At 45.2% G+C, this 18,888-nt stretch carries 19 protein-coding genes; 10 read left to right on the top strand and 9 right to left on the bottom strand.

Annotation, left to right across the window (positions count from 1 at the left end):
• The first annotated feature begins 76 nt into the window (after nucleotides 1–76).
• Nucleotides 77–499, top strand: a complete 423-nt coding sequence (nsrR, locus tag HC752_RS10495; protein WP_190335080.1) for a nitric oxide-sensing transcriptional repressor NsrR — start codon at nucleotides 77–79, stop codon at nucleotides 497–499.
• 61 nt (nucleotides 500–560) lie between these two features.
• Here the strand turns inward: nsrR and HC752_RS10490 are convergent, their stop codons facing one another.
• On the bottom strand, nucleotides 561–2,411 hold the full coding sequence (locus HC752_RS10490; protein ID WP_190335079.1) for a DUF3413 domain-containing protein: 1,851 nt from the start codon (nucleotides 2,409–2,411) through the stop codon (nucleotides 561–563).
• Nucleotides 2,412–2,690: 279 nt separating this feature from the next.
• Between HC752_RS10490 and rnr the strand changes: the two genes are divergently transcribed.
• Together rnr and rlmB are read left to right on the top strand one after the other, a co-directional pair.
• Entirely contained in the window at nucleotides 2,691–5,150 is a 2,460-nt protein-coding gene (gene rnr / locus HC752_RS10485) for a ribonuclease R (RefSeq protein ID WP_190335078.1), read from the top strand.
• 17 nt (nucleotides 5,151–5,167) lie between these two features.
• Entirely contained in the window at nucleotides 5,168–5,905 is a 738-nt protein-coding gene (gene rlmB, locus HC752_RS10480) for a 23S rRNA (guanosine(2251)-2'-O)-methyltransferase RlmB (RefSeq protein WP_190335077.1), read from the top strand.
• Between the two features lie 155 nt (nucleotides 5,906–6,060).
• On the opposite strand, the gene crp is transcribed toward rlmB, so the two are convergent.
• From crp to HC752_RS10455, 5 genes are all read right to left on the bottom strand, one after another.
• Nucleotides 6,061–6,693, bottom strand: coding sequence for a cAMP-activated global transcriptional regulator CRP (gene crp, locus HC752_RS10475; RefSeq protein WP_101111210.1), 633 nt, complete (start codon nucleotides 6,691–6,693; stop codon nucleotides 6,061–6,063).
• Between the two features lie 243 nt (nucleotides 6,694–6,936).
• On the bottom strand, nucleotides 6,937–7,806 hold the full coding sequence (locus HC752_RS10470) for a phosphoribulokinase (protein ID WP_190335076.1): 870 nt from the start codon (nucleotides 7,804–7,806) through the stop codon (nucleotides 6,937–6,939).
• A gap of 155 nt (nucleotides 7,807–7,961) precedes the next feature.
• Nucleotides 7,962–8,174, bottom strand: a complete 213-nt coding sequence (locus HC752_RS10465) for a YheU family protein (RefSeq protein WP_190335075.1) — start codon at nucleotides 8,172–8,174, stop codon at nucleotides 7,962–7,964.
• Between the two features lie 15 nt (nucleotides 8,175–8,189).
• Nucleotides 8,190–9,206 carry a hydrolase gene (locus tag HC752_RS10460; protein ID WP_190335074.1) on the bottom strand — a complete coding sequence of 339 codons (1,017 nt, stop codon included), beginning with the start codon at nucleotides 9,204–9,206 and terminating at the stop codon, nucleotides 8,190–8,192.
• Nucleotides 9,203–10,594: an aminotransferase-like domain-containing protein gene (locus HC752_RS10455; protein ID WP_190335073.1), complete on the bottom strand. Its 1,392-nt coding sequence runs from the start codon at nucleotides 10,592–10,594 to the stop codon at nucleotides 9,203–9,205. The genes HC752_RS10460 and HC752_RS10455 overlap by 4 nt, the downstream gene beginning before the upstream one ends.
• A gap of 120 nt (nucleotides 10,595–10,714) precedes the next feature.
• Between HC752_RS10455 and HC752_RS10450 the strand changes: the two genes are divergently transcribed.
• Together HC752_RS10450 and HC752_RS10445 are read left to right on the top strand one after the other, a co-directional pair.
• A complete protein-coding gene (locus HC752_RS10450) occupies nucleotides 10,715–11,311 on the top strand; it encodes a LysE family translocator (protein WP_190335072.1) in 597 nt (198 codons plus the stop codon).
• A gap of 5 nt (nucleotides 11,312–11,316) precedes the next feature.
• Nucleotides 11,317–11,799 (top strand): pyridoxamine 5'-phosphate oxidase family protein, encoded by a 483-nt coding sequence (locus tag HC752_RS10445; protein WP_190335071.1) that lies wholly within the window; start codon nucleotides 11,317–11,319, stop codon nucleotides 11,797–11,799.
• Here HC752_RS10445 and HC752_RS10440 read toward each other — a convergent pair.
• Nucleotides 11,757–12,227, bottom strand: a complete 471-nt coding sequence (locus HC752_RS10440; protein WP_190335070.1) for a TIGR02444 family protein — start codon at nucleotides 12,225–12,227, stop codon at nucleotides 11,757–11,759. The genes HC752_RS10445 and HC752_RS10440 overlap by 43 nt on opposite strands.
• Nucleotide 12,228: 1 nt before the next feature.
• On the bottom strand, nucleotides 12,229–14,148 hold the full coding sequence (locus HC752_RS10435; RefSeq protein WP_190335069.1) for an ABC transporter ATP-binding protein: 1,920 nt from the start codon (nucleotides 14,146–14,148) through the stop codon (nucleotides 12,229–12,231).
• 138 nt (nucleotides 14,149–14,286) lie between these two features.
• Between HC752_RS10435 and kefG the strand changes: the two genes are divergently transcribed.
• The 5 genes from kefG (at nucleotide 14,287) to HC752_RS10410 (ending at nucleotide 18,612) form a co-directional block, all read left to right on the top strand.
• Nucleotides 14,287–14,871, top strand: a complete 585-nt coding sequence (gene kefG, locus HC752_RS10430; protein WP_190335068.1) for a glutathione-regulated potassium-efflux system ancillary protein KefG — start codon at nucleotides 14,287–14,289, stop codon at nucleotides 14,869–14,871.
• Nucleotides 14,855–16,639, top strand: coding sequence for a glutathione-regulated potassium-efflux system protein KefB (gene kefB, locus HC752_RS10425; RefSeq protein WP_190335067.1), 1,785 nt, complete (start codon nucleotides 14,855–14,857; stop codon nucleotides 16,637–16,639). The genes kefG and kefB overlap by 17 nt, the downstream gene beginning before the upstream one ends.
• An 8-nt stretch (nucleotides 16,640–16,647) precedes the next feature.
• The gene (locus HC752_RS10420; protein ID WP_190335066.1) at nucleotides 16,648–16,848 is read left to right on the top strand and encodes a YheV family putative zinc ribbon protein; all 201 of its coding nucleotides are present in this window, start codon (nucleotides 16,648–16,650) and stop codon (nucleotides 16,846–16,848) included.
• 129 nt (nucleotides 16,849–16,977) lie between these two features.
• Nucleotides 16,978–17,541 carry a peptidylprolyl isomerase gene (gene slyD / locus HC752_RS10415; protein ID WP_190335065.1) on the top strand — a complete coding sequence of 188 codons (564 nt, stop codon included), beginning with the start codon at nucleotides 16,978–16,980 and terminating at the stop codon, nucleotides 17,539–17,541.
• A 129-nt stretch (nucleotides 17,542–17,670) separates the two neighbouring features.
• Complete coding sequence (locus HC752_RS10410; protein WP_190335179.1) at nucleotides 17,671–18,612, top strand: isoaspartyl peptidase/L-asparaginase family protein; 942 nt, start codon at nucleotides 17,671–17,673, stop codon at nucleotides 18,610–18,612.
• A 54-nt stretch (nucleotides 18,613–18,666) separates the two neighbouring features.
• On the opposite strand, the gene HC752_RS10405 is transcribed toward HC752_RS10410, so the two are convergent.
• On the bottom strand, nucleotides 18,667–18,888 hold the full coding sequence (locus HC752_RS10405; protein ID WP_190335064.1) for a SlyX family protein: 222 nt from the start codon (nucleotides 18,886–18,888) through the stop codon (nucleotides 18,667–18,669).

Here is an 18,888-nt window from a genome sequence, read left to right as displayed (position 1 = left end):
TGTTTTAAGTTGTATCTAAAATATATATTTTAGTCAATAAAAGATTTACAATTTATTCAGACAAGAGGAATTTGATTTGCAACTAACGAACTTTACCGATTTTGGTATTCGCGCCTTGATTTATTTGGCTTCTTTACCTGCGGAAGAATTAACGAGCATTCAAAAAGTCAGTGAGACTTTTGACGTGTCCAAAAATCATATGGTTAAGATTATAAACAAGCTAGGGCAGCTTGGTTACGTAAAAACAGTTCGTGGAAAAAATGGTGGGATATGCTTAGGTCGCCCAGCTGAAACTATTGTCATCGGAAACGTGGTAAGAGACATTGAACCTTTGGATGTGGTGAACTGCGCACTGGATTTTTGCCATATTACACCTGCGTGTAAGTTGAAGGCTCACCTTGCGCGTGCAAAATTGGCTTTTTTAGCCGAGCTTGATCATTGCACTGTTGCCGATATGTTGACGGACAACGCAGAGCTTCTCATTTTACTTAAAAGGTAATCGTACGGTTCCGTATGGTTCCGTACGATTACGTTTAGGTTTCTGTCGTTTTCATATGTGGTTATTTTGCGTATATCGACATTTGTTGAAGCAATTTTGTGAGTTCACTGTTGGGCATAGTGCGCTCAGATTTTTTATTGAGCTCTAAGTCAGTAATTTCCGTATAGCCACCCGGTCGATTGACGATAATTTCATTTCCGCCAACAATGCCATAATCTATATAACTGCCAACAATGACCCAGTTCTCTTGCCTGTCGGTTGTAAACAAGTCTTCACCAACACTGTAATCACGAACATCGTTTGTTACGCTTAATGCTTGCTTCATTAATGTAGGGGCAACATCTAGGTGACTGGTTCTGGTGTGCACGACATCGGCACTTTTTTCAGGGTGATACAGGTAGAATGGTACATGAACCTGAGCGGGGGCGTAGTTGCTGCCGTGTCCCCAATAGTTCTTTTGGTAATCGTTAAATTCTTCACCGTGATCAGACGTAATAACGAGGATGGTATTGTCCAATTCCCCCGATGCTTCCAGTTCATCCAATATTTCACCGACTAATGTATCAATATAGTACAGTGAGTTTCGGTATCGATTACGATACTCCGTTGGGTCGAAATCATTGTTTAACTTAACGTGATCGACGCGATCCCAATAGGGGGTAAACGGTGTCTCCATATCTGAAGGGAATGAGGTTCCGTGCGCGGCATCGTAAAACAAAAAACCAAAGTAAGGTTTGCTCTGATCACGTTTGTCTAAGAACTGCAAAAAGTCGTCGGTAATTTTACGATCCCGCTCTGCTGGAGTATTGCCCAGAGTCGTGATCGCTAAATCTTTAATACCAGCAAATACTGTTCGATCAAATGGTGGGCTATGTAATGGCGCTGAACCGTGAATGGACATGTCATAGTTATTTGAATGTAGGGTTTCCATTAACATGGGCTGCTGTTGGCTAGCTCGAACCGCATCCCAATAGGTGGAAGGTATGCCATAGAATAAGCTAAAGATCCCCATTTGGGTTGAATTTCCCCCACTAAGGTGCTCTTTAAATACCAAGCTGCGCTGACCAAACTTTTCTATATTCGGCGTGACCTGTTCATTGGCATCATCAAAACGCCATGCGTCCAACACGATCATCAAGATATTAGGAGTGTTTGCGTTTTCTGCCTGCTGAATGGGTTTCAAAGGGTAGTTTAAATTGGTTACTCTTTGATTAGCCATTTGAGTATGAGCATCGCGACTTGCTTGCTGCTCTACCCAGCCTTTATCCTCAAGGTAATCATTTGCCGTTAAAGGCAAATAAAGTGGCCAATGATGGCTATAACTTGGGATCACTTGATCGAAATTGGCATACTTCCAGGCGTGAGTAAATTGGCTGAACACAAGGCAGCTAAACCAAACTGTCATTCCGAGTAGCAAGTAGCGTTTTTTTGCTTCTATCCAACGATTCGCTAAGACGATGGTCATAATGATGGCGTTGATAAGACCAAATGCAACCACCCCTCCAGCCAGCAATGTAAACCACGATACATCAATGACTTGTTCTCCACCTTGAAGTAGCAATTCAAAGACAAAGCCATTTAGGTGAAAGCGGTACTGGTTATACACTTGGGTATCGATAGCCACTAAAGCTGCAGTGGCGATGAAAGGCAGTACAGCGATGAATCTAAAGACACGCGTTGGCAGCCAGACCAGCAGCAGAGAAGGCAGGGCGCACAGCAGCGCCATCAGACCAAACAGTCCAATTTGAGTCGAAAAAATGTAAGGGTAGGATAACCAGCTACCTTCTGGAATATCCATCCAGCTGACATAAGGCAGGCCTATCGCTGACAATAAAACAGCGTTCAATATTAAGAGGCAAAAAATCCATCGCGAGTTAAAGCGAAGGTTATCGCGAAGTATAGAAAATGACATAAATATGATTGGACGAACAAAAAAGAGTAAGTATTGTACAAAGGAACCTTGCAAAATTTCAAGCAGGCATTTGTTAGGTTTATATATTGTCTAACTTTTGTTTGGTTGAATATCCGTGACACTGTATGGAGCAATGTGTCCAATATGACGAATAATTGGCTGTCTTGTAGCGTATTCCTTCCATGTGGCGATATATTTCTCGAGAAAGCGGTGTGCGCTGTCGGTCATCGTCAGATTTAGATATACTTAGAGTCTATCCAATCTATAGCAGGCCTGCTTATGTCTCAAAACACTCCCATTGATCCTTTTGCTGAGCGTGAATCCGATAAATATGAAAATCCGATTCCTAGCCGGGAGTTCATTATTGAATTTCTGACTCAGGCAAACGTGCCGATGAATCGAAATGATATGTTTGACGCACTGGAACTCACAGGGGAGGAGCAGTATGAAGGACTTCGTCGACGTTTACGTGCGATGGAGCGTGATGGACAGTTGGTGTTTACTCGTCGTCAATGCTATGTATTGCCAGAGAAACTTGAACTGACTAAAGGGTATGTGATTGGACACAAAGACGGATTTGGATGGGTAAGACCTGAAGGCAGCAAAGGAAGAGATAACGATATTCTACTGCCTCATCACCAGATGAGAACCATCATCCATGGTGATTACGTATTGGTGCAACCCTCTGGGATGGACAAACGTGGTCGTAAGGAAGGGCGCCTTGTTCGGATATTGGAAGAGCGCAAAACTCAAATTGTCGGTCGCTATTTTATGGAGCACGAGTACTCATATGTCGTGCCGGATGATTCTCGCATTAGCCAAGATATCCTCATTCCTAAAGAGCATCGCTGCGGAGCCCGAATGGGCAATGTTGTCGTCATAGAGATTACAAGTCGAGCAAGCCGATCTCGTGGGATGACAGGGCAAATACTCGAGGTGCTAGGGGAAAATATGGCTCCGGGAATGGAAACCCAAATCGCCATCCGTACACATCAAATTCCGGATGTTTGGCCTGAAGAGGTCGATAAACAAATTGCGGACCTAACGGAGCATGTTCCTGAAGAAGCAAAGAAAGGGCGAGTGGACTTGCGTGAATTGCCATTGGTCACAATCGATGGAGAAGATGCTCGAGATTTCGATGATGCTGTCTATTGTGAAGCGAAACGCAGTGGCGGTTGGCGACTCTGGGTGGCCATTGCGGATGTGAGCTATTATGTTCGCCCTAATACGGCTTTGGATAAAGAAGCCATCAATCGAGGAAACTCTGTCTATTTCCCATCGCAGGTGGTTCCAATGTTACCTGAGGTGCTGTCTAACGGGTTGTGCTCCTTAAACCCACAAGTCGATCGTTTGTGCATGGTCTGTGAAATGACGATCTCTGCTTCAGGGAAGTTATCTGGATACCAACATTACGAAGCCGTGATGAACTCCCATGCCCGCTTAACGTACAACAAAGTTGGTGCAATATTGGATGGGGATGAAGCACTTCGTGAACGCTACAAACCACTGGTTTCACATCTCGAAGAACTGCATAAAATGTACGGCGTACTGAAGCAAGCGCGTGATAGCCGTGGAGCCATTGAGTTTGAAACCATTGAAGCTAAATTTATTTTCAATTCGGACCGTAAGATTGACCGAATTGAGCCTGTCATTCGTAATGACGCACATAAGATCATCGAAGAATGCATGATTTTAGCCAATATTGCCTCAGCCTCTTTGGTCGAAAAAGCGAAGGAGCCTTCACTTTACCGTATTCACGAAACACCCGGAGAAGAACGTTTACAAGGGTTTCGCGATTTCCTTGGTGAGCTTGGACTCAACCTAACGGGTGGCTTAGAACCCTCTCCAACAGATTACGCCCACTTGATAAAACAGATTGGTGAGCGTCAGGATAAAGAGCTCATTCAAACCATGCTACTTCGCTCAATGAAGCAGGCGGTTTACAATGCCGATAATGCAGGTCACTTTGGCTTAGCGCTGAAACGATACGCGCACTTTACGTCGCCGATTAGACGCTACCCTGATTTGTTGTTGCATCGTGCCATTAAGTATTTAATTGCCAAAGAAGCAGGTCGTAATACCGATCGCTGGACACCCACAGGTGGATTCCATTACTCCTTTGATGATATGGATGTGTACGGTGAACAGTGTTCCATGACAGAGCGTCGTGCAGATGATGCCACGCGTGAGGTGTCGGATTGGCTGAAATGTGAATACATGCAAGATCATGTCGGTGAGGAGTTGGATGGTGTCATTGCCAATGTCACTGGCTTTGGCTTTTTTGTTCGTTTAACGGAACTTCACATTGATGGGCTCGTGCATATTTCTTCTCTTGCGAATGACTACTATCAATTTGATCCCATTGGCCAAAGGCTTATCGGAGAAAGCTTCGGTAATATTTATCGTTTAGGCGATGCGGTAAAAGTCAAAGTGTTGTCGGTGAATTTGGACGATCGTCAAATTGACTTTGAACTGGTCGAAACAAGCCGTAAGCTACGTGGAAAAGGCAAAACAGCCAAGAAGCGTGCCGCGCAGTCTGATAAAAAAGCGAAAAGTAAAAAGAAGGCAGCAGTAAAATCGAGAAAGCCGGGCGAAAAAGCGAAAGCGATGGTTGAACCCACCAAGCGCCCCGACGGTTCGAAGGAGCCTTCATCAGCGCATAAAAAGAGCCAATCTGAAAAAGTGCGCAAGAAGAAGTCTCGAGCAAAAAATCGCAAGTCTCAGGGTAAACAGAAATAATCTGAACAGGTCAGGTAATGAGTAACGAATATATTTATGGCATTCACGCTGTAAAAGCAGTGCTGGAAAATGATCCGGTGCGTTTTATTGAGGCATACGTTTTAAAAGGTCGCCAAGACGAGCGATTATTGCCGCTACTGAATGAATTGCAAAACGTTGGAGTATCCATTCAGCAAATGGGCAGAAAAGCGTTGGATGACAAAGCCAGTGGTGCCAGTCACCAAGGCATTATTGCACGTGTTAAGCCAGCGAAACCATTGAATGAAAACGACTTAGATGGGATTTTGGCCCAACATGAACAGCCGCTGTTATTAGTATTGGATGGTGTGACCGATCCGCATAACCTTGGTGCCTGTTTAAGGAATGCCGATGCGGCGGGTGTTGCAGCAGTTATTGTTCCTAAGGATCGTTCATCGCCATTAACAGCAACGGTCAGTAAAGTTGCATGCGGTGCCGCAGAAACGGTGCCGTTAGTACGAGTGACCAATCTTGCTCGAACCATGCGAGCGTTGCAAGAACAAGGCGTTTGGTTTGTAGGGACGGCTGGGGAAGCGACTCATGACATCTATCAAGCGAAACTTTCTGGACCATTAGCGATCGTTATGGGGGCAGAAGGTGATGGCATGCGGCGGTTAACGCGTGAGACGTGCGATGATCTGATTAAAATCCCGATGGCTGGCAGTGTGTCCAGCTTGAACGTTTCAGTGGCCTCCGGTATTTGTCTGTTTGAAGCGGTAAGGCAGCGTTCTCTCTAGGGTTATAGATCTCTTTATCATAGGGAATAAAAGAGTTAGAGAGTAAAAACTAGAAAGAGTAAAAAAGCAAAAAACCACCAATGATATTGGTGGTTTTGTTTTTTCCGAAACGTTGATTTTTCATCGAGCTGTAATTCTTTAGAGAAATACAGTGCTTAACGCGTTCCGTACACCACGATAGTTTTACCGTGTGCTGAAATGAGGTTTTGCTCTTCCAGCATTTTCAGAATACGACCAACGGTTTCACGTGAACAGCCGACAATCTGCCCGATTTCTTGGCGTGTAATTTTGATTTGCATGCCATCTGGGTGCGTCATCGCATCGGGTTGCTTCGCTAAGTTCAGAAGCGTTTGAGCGATACGACCAGTCACATCTAGGAAAGCAAGATCGCCTACTTTTTGGCTGGTAGTCTGAAGACGGTTCGCCATTTGAGAAGAAAGACGCATCAGAATATCAGGGTTAACCTGAATCAGCTGACGGAACTTCTTAAATGAAATTTCTGCTACTTCACATGGCGTCTTTGCGCGTACCCAAGCGGTACGTTCTTGGTCTTCTTCAAATAGACCAAGTTCACCAATGAAATCGCCTTGGTTGAGGTAAGACAAGATCATTTCTTTGCCTTCTTCATCCTTGATAAGTACGGCAACAGAACCTTTCACAATGTAGTACAGGGTCTCTGCCTTTTCACCCGCATGAATCAGAGTACTCTTGGAAGGGTACTTATGAATATGACAGTGTGAAAGGAACCACTCTAATGTTGGATCGGTTTGAGGTTTACCTAGAACCATAATATCTTTCTTCCTCTGCAGGGTTTGCTCAGCAGCTTTCCGTATCGACTGAGCCAGATTAAACTGGTCATTTAGAATAGGGTGTTATAGTTGATGCTGCAAGCTATCATGTGTTTCGGTTAGAAATAGTATCCTTTTTCTGAAACGATTTCTTGACTTTGATCGGCGCAGGACGGGGTTTATCTAAGCAAAATTGTGCACATGATCACGCTATAACAACTTTACCTGCTTTTATTCTTATCACTAACCTATTTTGCCCGTTTCGATGAGTTGTTGAAGTATCGGCTGAACGATCAATTCCATGGCAAAACTCATTTTTCCGCCGGGCACGACAAGTGTGTTATGACGCGACATAAATGACCCTTGTATCATAGACAGGAGGTATGGGTAATCGACGTTTTTAATACCACGAAGTCGGATGACCACAAAACTTTCATCTAAACTTGGAATGCCTTTTGCCGCAAGAGGATTAGAAGTATCGACTGTAGGGACTCGTTGAAAGTTAATGTGTGTCCGTGAAAATTGCGGAGTAATGTAGTTCAGGTAGTCGTCCATTGAGCGTACTATTGAGTCCGTTACCGCTTCTTTGGAGTGCCCTCTGTCGCGCGTATCGCGCACAAATTTTTGGATCCATTCGAGATTCACGATAGGTACCATGCCAATCAGAAGGTCAACGTGTTGGGAGACATTGACCTCGCCATCCACTACGCCGCCATGTAATCCCTCATAAAATAGTACATCAGTATTTTCGGGCAGTTGTTGCCATGGGGTAAAAGTGCCAGGCATTTGGTTGTAAGGTACCGCTTCATCAAATGAGTGCAAATAACGTCTAACCTGACCCGAACCTTTCTCGCCGTAGGTACGGAAAAACTGTTCTAATGCAGGGAAATCGTTCGCTTGAGGACCAAAATAGCTGATATGCCGACCTTGCTCTTTTGCTTTGCGAATTTCCACGTCCATTTCAGGTCGGGTAAATCGGTGAAAACTGTCTCCTTCCACAAGCGCTGACTTGACATTCATCATATTGAACATCTTACGAAATGCTTCGGAAGTGGTGGTGGTCCCTGCGCCTGACGAACCGGTAACGGCTATAATTGGATGCTTTGCTGACATGACTGTCCTTGTCTCTAGTTATCGTTATAGGGAATCAGTGTAGGGGAAGCGGTATAAATAATAAACACTGCTTCAATCACGTAATGACATGAAATGCCCTTTAGCGCGAAATTCACTTGAGTTAATTGAACCGAAGATCGTACCAAAAGTCGATATCAGCGGCTGGGATGAACTTGTATATCAACGGTTTCATGAAGTTCAGAAAAAACGACAACCGCTTGACCGCTTTGCAGTTGAGCGCGCACGTGATCCACTTTTTCATCTAGGCTAATTTCATTTGCACCATAATCGGTGCCTTCTCTTAGTACGAATTCTTTAATTAAATTCGTTAGTGTGTCGGTGTCAATTTGCTCCCAAGGAACGATCATAAATACCTCACAATTTTATGTCACCGCAATCTTATCATCAATTGCACTTTGCGCGTTACAAGCTTGCTTGTGCAGGTAAGGAGAAAAATGCTCAGGCAATGCTTCTTCCAACCAAAACTTTGGTCTGAATAGGTGCCCATTAACGAACCCTACATGTCCCCCTTTGCGGAGTAAGTGGTATTTGACATGGGCAGGAAGAGGCGCAGTGGGGATCACCTTTTCCGTCATAAAAGGATCGTCGTGCGCATGAATGATATCCGTTGGAATGCGAATTTTGTTGAGCATCGAAAGCCCAGAACAGGTTTGATAATAATGGTGCGCATCTTCAAAACCATGAAGCCGAGAAGTAATCACATCGTCAAAGTCAAACATGGAATCAATCTCGTGGATTTCTTTCTCTGTCAACGCCATGACTTTTTGAACTAACGGCAGCTTGGCAACAGCATTTTCTTTGAGCGAAGAGAGAAGATAGCGTTGGTATACCTTGGAAAAGCCTCGGTTAATACGCTGAGAACACGCCAATAAATCCAGTGGGGCAGAGACAACTGATGCGGCGTTTAGCAGTGTGTTTTCTGTGTATTTTGCAAGGTAGTTGACCAACATATTTCCTCCTAGCGAAACGCCTACGGCGACTTTAGTTTGACTAGGAAAACGTTCGGTTAGCTGCTTAATAAAAAAACGAGCGTCTTCTGTTTCACCTGAGTGGTAAGCGCGAGGAAGCCGGTTAAGTTCACCACTGCAACCACGAAAATGCATCATCACGGCTAACCACCCTTGTTTTGCAAAGGCGTGCATCAATCCGTTCGCATAGGGGCTCTCAAAACTGCCTTCCAAGCCATGAAATAAAATAAATATCGGTTTGGAAGTATCAGTATTAGGGGGTTCACTCCACGCTAGATCAACAAAATCGCCATCGGGCAGTTCAAGCCTTTCTCTTACTGGTTCAAACAACGGTTTACGCCGAAGAAAGCGCGAGAGTAACGTTTGAATATGCGTATTGCTCAACCCAAATGCAGGTTTAAATGGAATCATAATGAAAAGTCCGACATAGGATTGCTGTGAAGTAATTCTGCCAGGATTTTGAGTCCTTTTTCTAACTGCTGGTGAGTGGCGGGCGAACTGAGTGACAAACGAATGGCTGGAGGAACCGATCCTCCCGGAGGAACAAAAAGCTCTCCCGATTTTATAATGACCTTTCTTAAGGTCGCTTGCTGAACGAAGTCGCTCAATCGCCAATGATCTGGAAGGGTTAACCACAAATGGAAGCAGTCTTTTTTGTAGTGGATATCGAAAGAACCGAGGTATTGCATTGTCAGTGCGAGCCTAACTTCCATCTCTGCTCGAATGGTGTTGATAACATCTTCAGCTTGGTTTGTTTGTATCATTTGGCATGTTAATGCGGTTAAAAGCGGGCTGATCATCCAGCTATGATTTTGCAACGTCACGCTCAATGTCTGATACAAATGATCAGGGGCATGTACGAATCCGACACGTAACCCCGGTGCTAAGCATTTAGAAAAAGCGCCAATGTGAATGACTTGCTCTGGCATAAAATTGACGAGCGGTGGGGGAGCCTGTTTGGGCAATAAACCATTGACATCGTCTTCGATCACAATGAGCTGGTGTTGCTTACAGATGTCGAGAATGGCTTGACGTCTTTCAACACTCATTGTGGCTGTCGTGGGATTCTGTAGTGTGGGTGTGAGGTAGAGGAAACGTGTCGACTGATTTTGTTTGCATGCCGATACTAGAGCAGCAGGGGTAACGCCTTCCCCATCCATATCTACGCCTTTTAAGGACAACTGATTTTGTCGAGCCAAACTCAGCAGCCCTGGGTAGGTGAGTTTTTCACATAGAATGGTGTCTCTTGCGCGTGTAAAAGCACTCAATACCATTTGAATCGCGTGTTGCCCTCCACTACTGAACAACAGCTTCTGAGCCTGTACATGTACCCCTTTGGTTTCCAACCAATTGGTGAGGATGTTGCGATGCGACTCGATGCCCGTTGGCTTTTGATACAGCATAAATTGATTCAATGCTGCATGGTTGCAGGACAGTGCATTCATTGCCTCCGACAAGATTCCAGCTCTATCCAGTCGTGGGGGGATGTTGTAGCCAAAATTGTAGTCATTCGTTTCTTCTTCGCTCTCTTCAAACACCCAATTGGCTTTCGAGTGATCTCGAATATATGTGCCAGCGCCCACTCGGGCTTCAACTAATCCGCGCCTTTCCGCTTCCGCATAGGCACGAGTAATGGTACCTACCGTTACCCCCAATGTATCGGCCAATGCCCGATGAGTCGGCAATTTATCGTTGGCGATTAAGGTGCCTTTTTCAATCTGTTGAGCTATAGCGTCCGCCACTTGATGGTACAGAGGGGAAGACCGCGTTTTATCGATGATGATTGTCTCGATTGTCATGGTGACAATAAACCTTTTGCGCTGAGATTATTCCGTTGTTATGGTCAATATGTGCACACAATTTTCAATATTCAACTTAAATACTAAATTGTATCGATACGATGTGAGGGGGAGCAAATTATGGATTGGTCGTTTTTTACCTCGGTAGCATTATTTGCAGCCGTCATGACGGGAACCCCAGGCCCCAATAACGTTATGTTGACGGCCTCAGGGGCTAACTTTGGATACCGGCTAACCGTACCGCATTTTGTTGGGATTGGTTTTGGGCTTTTGACCCAGATGGTGTTGATTGCGGCTGGGCTTGGCGTCGTATTCGAACGTTACCCGGAAGTACAGCAGGTACTAAGAGTCACATCCAGTGCTTATCTATTGTATTTAGCGTGGCGAATTGGTACGGCAGCCCCACCAACGGGTCGCGATGACGATCATTCACGACCAATGACTCTATTTGAATCGGCATTGTTTCAATACCTTAATCCCAAGGCTTGGATTATGTCACTGACAGCGGTGGGGACCTTTTCATTTTCAGGGGATCAATTTTGGTGGTCGGTTGTTGGTATGGGGATGATTTTTTGGTTTGTACAGCTTCATACCTCATCGGTGTGGGTCGTTTTTGGTACGTTGATTCGGCGCTGGCTGTCGAGTGCCACAGCGTGGAGGTGTTTTAATGTCACTATGGGTTTGCTTACCGCTAGTTGTGTTGGGTTTATTTGGTGATGTCTATGCAATTTGATTTGAATGACATTGCGAAAAACAGTGTGCTTTGTTGGTTATCAACATCTGACTTATCAGGTCAACCCAATGTCTCGCCAAAAGAGCTTTTCCATTTGGTCGATTCAAAGACGTTGTTGATTGCTGACATTGCGTCCCCTCAATCTGTCGCCAATCTTGCAGAAAATGCTAATGTTTGTGTTTGTATGTTGGATATTTTTAGGCAGCGTGGTGTGAAGCTGATTGGAAAGGGGAGGTACGCGCGTTGGCAAGGAGAGTCGGTGTTAGAAAGCGAACGACTGCTCGTTCAAAAGGTCGGTAATTTTCCATTGAAAGGGATCATCACCATTGACATAGCCAGTATTTCTTCAGTGATTGCACCGAGTTATTGGGTAAAACCAGAACAGAGCGTAGAAGAGAAAGTCGCCGATGCGATGGTTACGTATGGGGTTCAGCCCGCGGATGATGAATCTTCAAAAAAGGGAATTAAGTGATCGGCTTGTAAATATTGGCAATACGCACTCACCATGGAGTTCCCCCTGTTTGCTGAAAGCTTTAGGTTATTGAGGCAATCGACCAAATCCGATTGCTGCTGTTTCTCCAGCAGCAATTCAAATTGCAATGTTTCTCGGTAGAGCGTATCCGGTAGGTGAGGTTTGGACTTACGGCGCAGCTCTCGATAGTTAAGCAGTAAGTTTTCTGAGCGAATGAGGCAATCTTGTACAGGGTGCCAATCTTCTTGATCGAAAGCCAGCTTTTGTTCGTCCAACCATTTCAGTAATAAAAGGAGATTTACATTTCCTTGGTGCTGATTTTGGAGAGTAAGACACGCTTCTTTTACCTGACGCACACTGTAGTACTGCAGGCTAAATTGCCACAAACGTTCTAAAGTGAGCGACATTGGTTGCGTGTCTTTGGGCATACTAATTCATCTCCAGTTCCATCTGCTCTAGGGCTTCCTGTTCTGCCATCCATTCCATCTCTATGTTTTCGAGTTCGGATTTCGCAGAGGCTTGTTGAGCCAGTACTTCGTTAAGTTTAGCTTTATTTTCCGTTTGATACAGATCGGTATTGCCAAGCTGTGCTTCGGTATCTGACAAAATTTGACCGAGTTTATCCATCTTTTGTTCCAGTTTTGTCAGGTTTTTGCGAATTGGCGCGGTAAGTTTGCGAAACTCTGCTTCCTTTCGCTTTTGCTCTTTACGTGCAGCGGCATTGTTGTTGTCCGTGCTTTTTTCCGGGGTCGCCGCTTGCAGCTCTTTACGTTCTGCCTTTTGCTGTTCTGTTAGCCATTTGTAATAGTCGTTCAAATCACCGTCAAATGGCGCGACTTGGCGATCGTGTACTAAATACAAATCATCGGTGGTGGCGCGAAGTAAGTACCTGTCGTGGCTCACAATCACCATAGCGCCCTCAAAGGTTTGCAGTGCCATAGTAAGCGCTTGGCGCATGTCCAAATCTAGGTGGTTGGTTGGTTCATCAAGTAACAACAGGTTGGGTTTTTGCCATACAACCAGCGCCAGTACCAAACGGGCTTTTTCGCCGCCTGAGAATGGCGCTACTTTTTCTAGCGCTTTATCCCCTTGGAAACCAAAACTGCCCAGATAATCTCGAAGCTGTTGCTCATTTTTATCCGGCGCGATTTGCATCATGTGTTGAAGTGGGGTTTCTTCAGGATGCAGCGTTTCAAGCTGATGCTGAGCAAAGTACCCAATTTTTACGCCTTGAGAATAGGTAAAATCGCCCGATTGTGATTGCAATTCTCCAGAAAGCAACTTAATCAGAGTTGATTTTCCCGCCCCGTTTCGACCAAGTAAACCAATGCGGCTTCCTGGTACGAGGTTGAGCCGTATCTTTTCGAGGATTAAATGATCATCGTACCCAGCAGAAACGTGATCCATCATTACAATAGGATTAGGTAAAGCCGCAGGCTCTCTAAATTCAAAATTGAACGGGTTATCAAACTGGGCGGGTAAGACCTTTTCCATTTTTTCCAGCGCTTTTATCCGGCTTTGTGCCTGACGCGCTTTAGAAGCTTTGTAGCGGAATCGGTCGATGTAGCTCTGCATATGTGCCATTTGCTTTTGTTGCTTTTGGTACATGGCTTGTTGCAAGATGAGTTTCTGTGCACGTTGGTTCTCAAACGATGAGTAGTTACCTGTATATTCGTTAAGAAGCTGATTTTCTACGTGTATGATTCGACCAACAATGGGGTCAAGAAAATCCCTATCGTGTGAGATCAAAATTAGGGTGCCAGGGTAATTTTGTAGCCAACGCTCAAGCCACATCACGGCATCTAAATCTAAGTGGTTGGTCGGCTCATCGAGTAACAACAAATCCGAGCGGCACAGGAGCGCTTGCGCTAAGTTCAACCGCATTCGCCATCCACCAGAAAACTGCGTAAGGTTCCAGCTCATTTGTTCCTGGCTGAAACCTAAGCCATCCAGTAATTCAGCAGCACGAGCCTTAATGGTGTACCCACCAATGATTTCCACTTTTCCATGGAGTTCAGCGACTAAGTTTCCGTTATCTTGCTGTTCCGCTAATTCCAGTTTTGCTTCGAGTTCTCGAAATTCTCTATCGCCATCAATGACATAATCTAACGCTTTTCTTTCGAGAGCGGGGGTTTCTTGGGCTACCCAAGCGAGCTCCCATTGACTAGGCTTATGAAAGGTACCGGCATCAATAGACAGTTCGTCTTTTAATAATGCAAATAAGGTGGATTTGCCACAGCCATTCTTCCCGACTAAGCCGACTTTGTCTCCGGGGTGAATGGTTGCGCTGGCTTGATCTAGCAGAGGTTTGCCACCTCGAAGGAGTTGGATGTCAGAAAAGGTAATCATAGTGCTCGTGTCGAATAAGAGAATTTAACGGTTCGAATACTATGGGGATTCATGATAAATGTCGATCATTATGCAATTTGCGATATGATGGATCTACGGAAAAACAACAATATGCCGTGAAGGAAGACGTCAGAAAGCATGACCGTTAATCAAGAAAAAGCGTATTCGCTGCCTAAGGTTTTGGTGATTTACGTTCACCCCGATCCCGATAACTCTGTCGCAAACCAAGTGATGATCAAACAAATCCGAGGGTTAGATCACGTGACCATTCATGATCTCTATGCGCATTACCCAGATTTTTTTATCGATGTTGCTCACGAGCATCAATTGCTGCTCGATCATGACGTCATTGTTTTTCAGCACCCTCTTTATATGTACTCCTGCCCAGCCCTGTTAAAAGAATGGATGGACCGAGTGCTCGGCAAAGGGTTTGCCTTTGGTGAAGGCAGCGCATTAGCTGGCAAATACTGGCGAAGTGTGATCACAACAGGGGGGGCTGAGAATGCGTTTGCGGCGGGCGGTTACAACAAGTACCCATTGGAAGAGATCTTGCAGCCGTTCGAGTTAACGGCTTTGTTGTGTCGAATGCATTGGATAGATCCGCTCACACTTTATTGGGCGAGAAACACAACGGATGAAGAGCGTTACCAGCATGCCGAACACTATCGGCATTGGCTGCTCAATCCTTTGGAGAGTGGGAGTAAGAATGGCTGCGACGAATGAGATCCTCACCAGTACCGCTATCTTCCTTTCTGCGGCGGTGGTGGCTGTTCCATTGGCACAACGTATGGGGTTGGGCTCGGTACTGGGTTACTTACTCGCGGGAATTGCGATTGGTCCTTGGGGAATGGGGCTTATCAGTGACGTAGAAGCCATATTGCATTTTGCTGAATTTGGCGTGGTGCTCCTTCTATTTTTAATTGGATTAGAACTTAACCCAAGCAAACTTTGGCAAATGCGACGACCCATTCTTGGATTAGGTGGAGCTCAGGTGCTTATTACAACAGCCGCGATTTCCTCGATAACCTATTACGGTGGCGTGTCTTGGCAGAGTAGTTTGGTGATCGGGATGGGATTGGCGCTGTCCTCAACGGCTATCGCTTTGCGAGTAATAGAGGAGCAGGGCTGGACAGGAACTGAAACGGGGCAGTCTGGTTTTGCTGTATTGCTGTTTCAAGATATTGCCGTCATCCCAATGCTTGCAATCATTCCAATATTAGCGGGGGGATCCGGTGGCGATTGGCTAGATGCGCTGAAAATTTTAGGCGGCATTGTCGGTCTGTTAGTGATAGGTCACTATCTTCTGAGACCCGCTTTTCGATACATCGTATTAACCGGTGTGCGTGAATTGTTTACGGCTACCGCGCTGCTCTTAGTGGTCGGTATTGCGTTAATCATGCAGCAGCTAGGGTTATCGATGGCGTTAGGTACTTTTCTTGCGGGTGTTCTGCTTGCTGAAAGTGAGTATCGCCATGAATTAGAAATCGCCATTGAGCCCTTTAAAGGGTTATTACTGGGGTTGTTTTTTATTGCCGTGGGTATGGCGGTAAACCTTGGGCTGTTAGTGATTGAGCCGATCGAAGTTCTTGTGGCTGTTGTCCTACTGATTTCGATTAAAGCCAGCGTACTGTACATGTTGGGACGGTTGTTTGGTACCAGTGCAAAAGCACGAAGTTCAATGGCAGTCATACTCAGCCAAGGAGGCGAGTTCGCCTTTGTTATTTTTACCGCGGCACAGGCTGAGAACCTTTTGGATCCAGAACTGGGTGCATTCTTGCTGGTGGTGGTGAGTATTTCCATGGTGACGACGCCTTTATTGCTCCTCATTCAAAAAAGCTGGTTTTCCCGAACTATCAATGATGGTGGTGGCATGAAATCGGACGTGATTGATCGTAGACCAAAAGTGATTATTGCTGGGTTTGGGCGATTTGGTCAGGTTGTTGGGCGTTTAATGTATGCAAATAAGATTCGTATTACCGTGTTAGAAAGTGACGCGAGTCAGATTCAACTTCTTAGGAAGTTTGGGTACAAGGTGTTCTATGGCGACGCGACTCAACTCGACTTATTGAGAGCGGCAGGTGCCGCAAAGGCAGAAGCGATAGTGGTCTGTACCGATTCACCGAATGAGGTGATGAAAATAGTGGGTTTATGCCGTCACCACTTTCCACATTTAAAAGTGTTGGCACGAGCTCGAAGCCGAGTAGAGGCATATCAATTAATGAATCATGGTGTTGATGCGTTTTCTCGTGAAACTTTTTTAGGGGCATTGGATTTAGGTCGACAGACATTGACCCAGCTTGGGATGCATCCGTACCAAGCAAAACGCGCAACGTCGCACTTCAAAAAGCTCGATATGAAAATGTTGGAAGAGTTACTTCCAGAGCACAGCGAAGATAAAGAGCTGGCTATGCGGGCGAAGGAAGCGCGCAAGGAATTGGAAGAGATATTTGGTCGTGAAATGGAAAATGATTCCCGCCAAAATTGGGAGTAGAGGTGAACGTGAAACAGAAAAAAAGATTTATCGTTGGCGCCGCATGCCCGCAATGTAAAGAAAAAGATGCCTTACGTTGGTGGGAAGAAAATAACGTGGAAGTGGTTGAATGTGTTGACTGCAACTATGTTGAACAGAGAACAACTCAATCTGTGGAAAAAAGCGAGCATGCCACACAAAACATGATTGGCATCTTTAAGCCGGATTAAGCGTATAAAAATAAAGAAACCTGCGCTTTTATTGTGTTTTGATATTTCGTCCCCATAATAGCGGGGTTATTCATCATTTTCCTGGGGATCCATTTTCTCCCAGGATTTCAAAACCTCCTTGGAGTCATCATGAAAATTGAAAAAAACGTGGTTGTTAGTCTGGCATACCAAGTGAAAACGGAAGACGGTGTGGTTGTTGATCAGTCAACTAGCGACGCGCCATTGGACTACCTTCACGGTCACAACAACCTAATCACAGGTCTTGAGAAAGAGCTGGAGGGTAAAGTGGCAGGCGATAAGTTCACCGCGAATGTTTCTCCAGAAGACGCTTACGGCGAGCACAATGATGCACTGGTACAGCGCGTACCAGCCAATGTATTCCAAGGTGTAGATGAAATTGAAGTGGGTATGCGTTTTCTAGCGGATACGGATCAGGGGCAGATCCCTGTCGAAGTGACAGAAGTGGATGGTGATGACGTTGTTGTTGATGGTAATCACATGCTTGCAGGTCAGTCTCTGACTTTTGATGTAGAAGTCATTGCAACGCGTGAAGCAACAGCCGACGAAATTGAGCACGGACATATCCATCAAGAAGGCGGTTGTTGTGGTGGTGACCACGATCACGACCATGACCACAGCCATGGTAAAGAGAAAGATGGCTGCTGTGGCGGTGGAAGTTGCGGATCTCACTAATTTTTAAGGTCTTATAGTCAAGCGACCTTAAACGGATAACATTGAGAACGCCGACTGATGACTCAGTTGGCGTTTTTTTGTGGGTTGTGAGAAATTATCGAAGCTGTAAATCTGATTTAGGAAAGTATGATGACTAAGCCGTTTTCCATTGCAATACATGGTGGTGCTGGAACCATTTTAAGAGACAAAATGACGACAGAAATGCGTGCTGAATTTCAGCAGGCATTGACCCTCTCTGTGAAGGTGGGTCATAAAGTGTTGTCTGAAGGAGGGGATGCGCTTGATGCGGTCGTTGAAGCCGTTAAAGTTATGGAAGATTGCCCACTATTTAATGCGGGAAGAGGCTCTGTACTCACCAATAGTGAAATGGTTGAAATGGATGCATCTCTGATGCATGGGGCGAAAAGTGAAGTGGGTGCTATCGCTGGAGTACGTCATATCAAGAACCCTATTGTCCTTGCTCGTGATGTGATGAAAAACAGCAATCATGTTTTATTGATTGGAGAAGGTGCAGAAGAGTTTGCGTTTGAACAAGGGCATGAATACACCGAGCAGGATTATTTCTATACTGAGCGTCGTTATGACCAGTTGAAAATCATGAAAGAAAAAGGATTGTTTGCCTTATCAGAGTCGAAATATCCTGACGATAAAAAATATGGAACTGTTGGTGCCGTCGCGTTGGATAGACAAGGAAACTTAGCCGCAGCAACCAGTACCGGCGGAGTAACAAATAAGAAATATGGTCGTGTAGGCGATTCGGCGTTGATTGGGTGTGGAACCATCGCTGAAAACGGCAATGTTGCGGTATCTACCACGGGTATAGGTGAATACTTTATTCGAAAAACAGTGGCCGCAGACGTTGCTGCTCGCATGAAGTATTTAAAAGAAGATATTCATGTCGCGTGTGAAACAATCATTCAAGGCGAGCTGAAATCCATGGGGGGAGAAGGTGGTCTGATCGCCATAGACGAGCGGGGCGACATTCATTTCAGTATGAATAGCTCTGGTATGTATCGAGCTAGTATCGATACGGAGGGGAAATTGCTCGTTAAGATTTTTTCTGATGAGTAAAATCGTTTTCGTCCTCAGCCCCCGAAGTGAATTCGATCAATTACGCTAATCCAATCAATAATGTGGCGGAGGCGTTTCCTCAGAGGCGTCCGCCAAGTTTGATGAATCCATATTTTTCATCTTACCGACCACATATTTCATTTGGTCCTGCATCTTCGTAATCAACAATTGCTGTTGGCTTAATGCGTCATTCAACTCGTCAATGGTTTGCTCTTGAAAGGCAAGTTGACATTCCAAATTTTCAATACGCGTTTGCAGCTGTTTATCGCTTTGCAT

It is taken from the genome of Vibrio sp. S9_S30 (assembly GCF_014694455.1).
GTDB lineage: Bacteria > Pseudomonadota > Gammaproteobacteria > Enterobacterales > Vibrionaceae > Vibrio.
This window is presented reverse-complemented; position numbering and strand designations above follow the sequence as displayed.

Bases quoted from the DNA above. Each gene is read 5' to 3' on its own strand.
- HC752_RS10410 (WP_190335179.1), top strand. From the start codon at position 17,671: ATGACTAAGCCGTTTTCCATTGCAATACATGGTGGTGCTGGAACCATT.
- HC752_RS10445 (WP_190335071.1), top strand. From the start codon at position 11,317: ATGCAATTTGATTTGAATGACATTGCGAAAAACAGTGTGCTTTGTTGG.
- HC752_RS10455 (WP_190335073.1), bottom strand. From the start codon at position 10,594: ATGACAATCGAGACAATCATCATCGATAAAACGCGGTCTTCCCCTCTG.
- HC752_RS10450 (WP_190335072.1), top strand. From the start codon at position 10,715: ATGGATTGGTCGTTTTTTACCTCGGTAGCATTATTTGCAGCCGTCATG.
- HC752_RS10470 (WP_190335076.1), bottom strand. From the start codon at position 7,806: ATGTCAGCAAAGCATCCAATTATAGCCGTTACCGGTTCGTCAGGCGCA.
- crp (WP_101111210.1), bottom strand. From the start codon at position 6,693: ATGGTTCTAGGTAAACCTCAAACCGATCCAACATTAGAGTGGTTCCTT.
- kefB (WP_190335067.1), top strand. From the start codon at position 14,855: ATGGCTGCGACGAATGAGATCCTCACCAGTACCGCTATCTTCCTTTCT.
- HC752_RS10440 (WP_190335070.1), bottom strand. From the start codon at position 12,227: ATGCCCAAAGACACGCAACCAATGTCGCTCACTTTAGAACGTTTGTGG.
- HC752_RS10490 (WP_190335079.1), bottom strand. From the start codon at position 2,411: ATGTCATTTTCTATACTTCGCGATAACCTTCGCTTTAACTCGCGATGG.
- rnr (WP_190335078.1), top strand. From the start codon at position 2,691: ATGTCTCAAAACACTCCCATTGATCCTTTTGCTGAGCGTGAATCCGAT.
- kefG (WP_190335068.1), top strand. From the start codon at position 14,287: ATGACCGTTAATCAAGAAAAAGCGTATTCGCTGCCTAAGGTTTTGGTG.
- rlmB (WP_190335077.1), top strand. From the start codon at position 5,168: ATGAGTAACGAATATATTTATGGCATTCACGCTGTAAAAGCAGTGCTG.
- HC752_RS10405 (WP_190335064.1), bottom strand. From the start codon at position 18,888: ATGCAAAGCGATAAACAGCTGCAAACGCGTATTGAAAATTTGGAATGT.
- HC752_RS10435 (WP_190335069.1), bottom strand. From the start codon at position 14,148: ATGATTACCTTTTCTGACATCCAACTCCTTCGAGGTGGCAAACCTCTG.
- HC752_RS10460 (WP_190335074.1), bottom strand. From the start codon at position 9,206: ATGATTCCATTTAAACCTGCATTTGGGTTGAGCAATACGCATATTCAA.
- slyD (WP_190335065.1), top strand. From the start codon at position 16,978: ATGAAAATTGAAAAAAACGTGGTTGTTAGTCTGGCATACCAAGTGAAA.
- HC752_RS10465 (WP_190335075.1), bottom strand. From the start codon at position 8,174: ATGATCGTTCCTTGGGAGCAAATTGACACCGACACACTAACGAATTTA.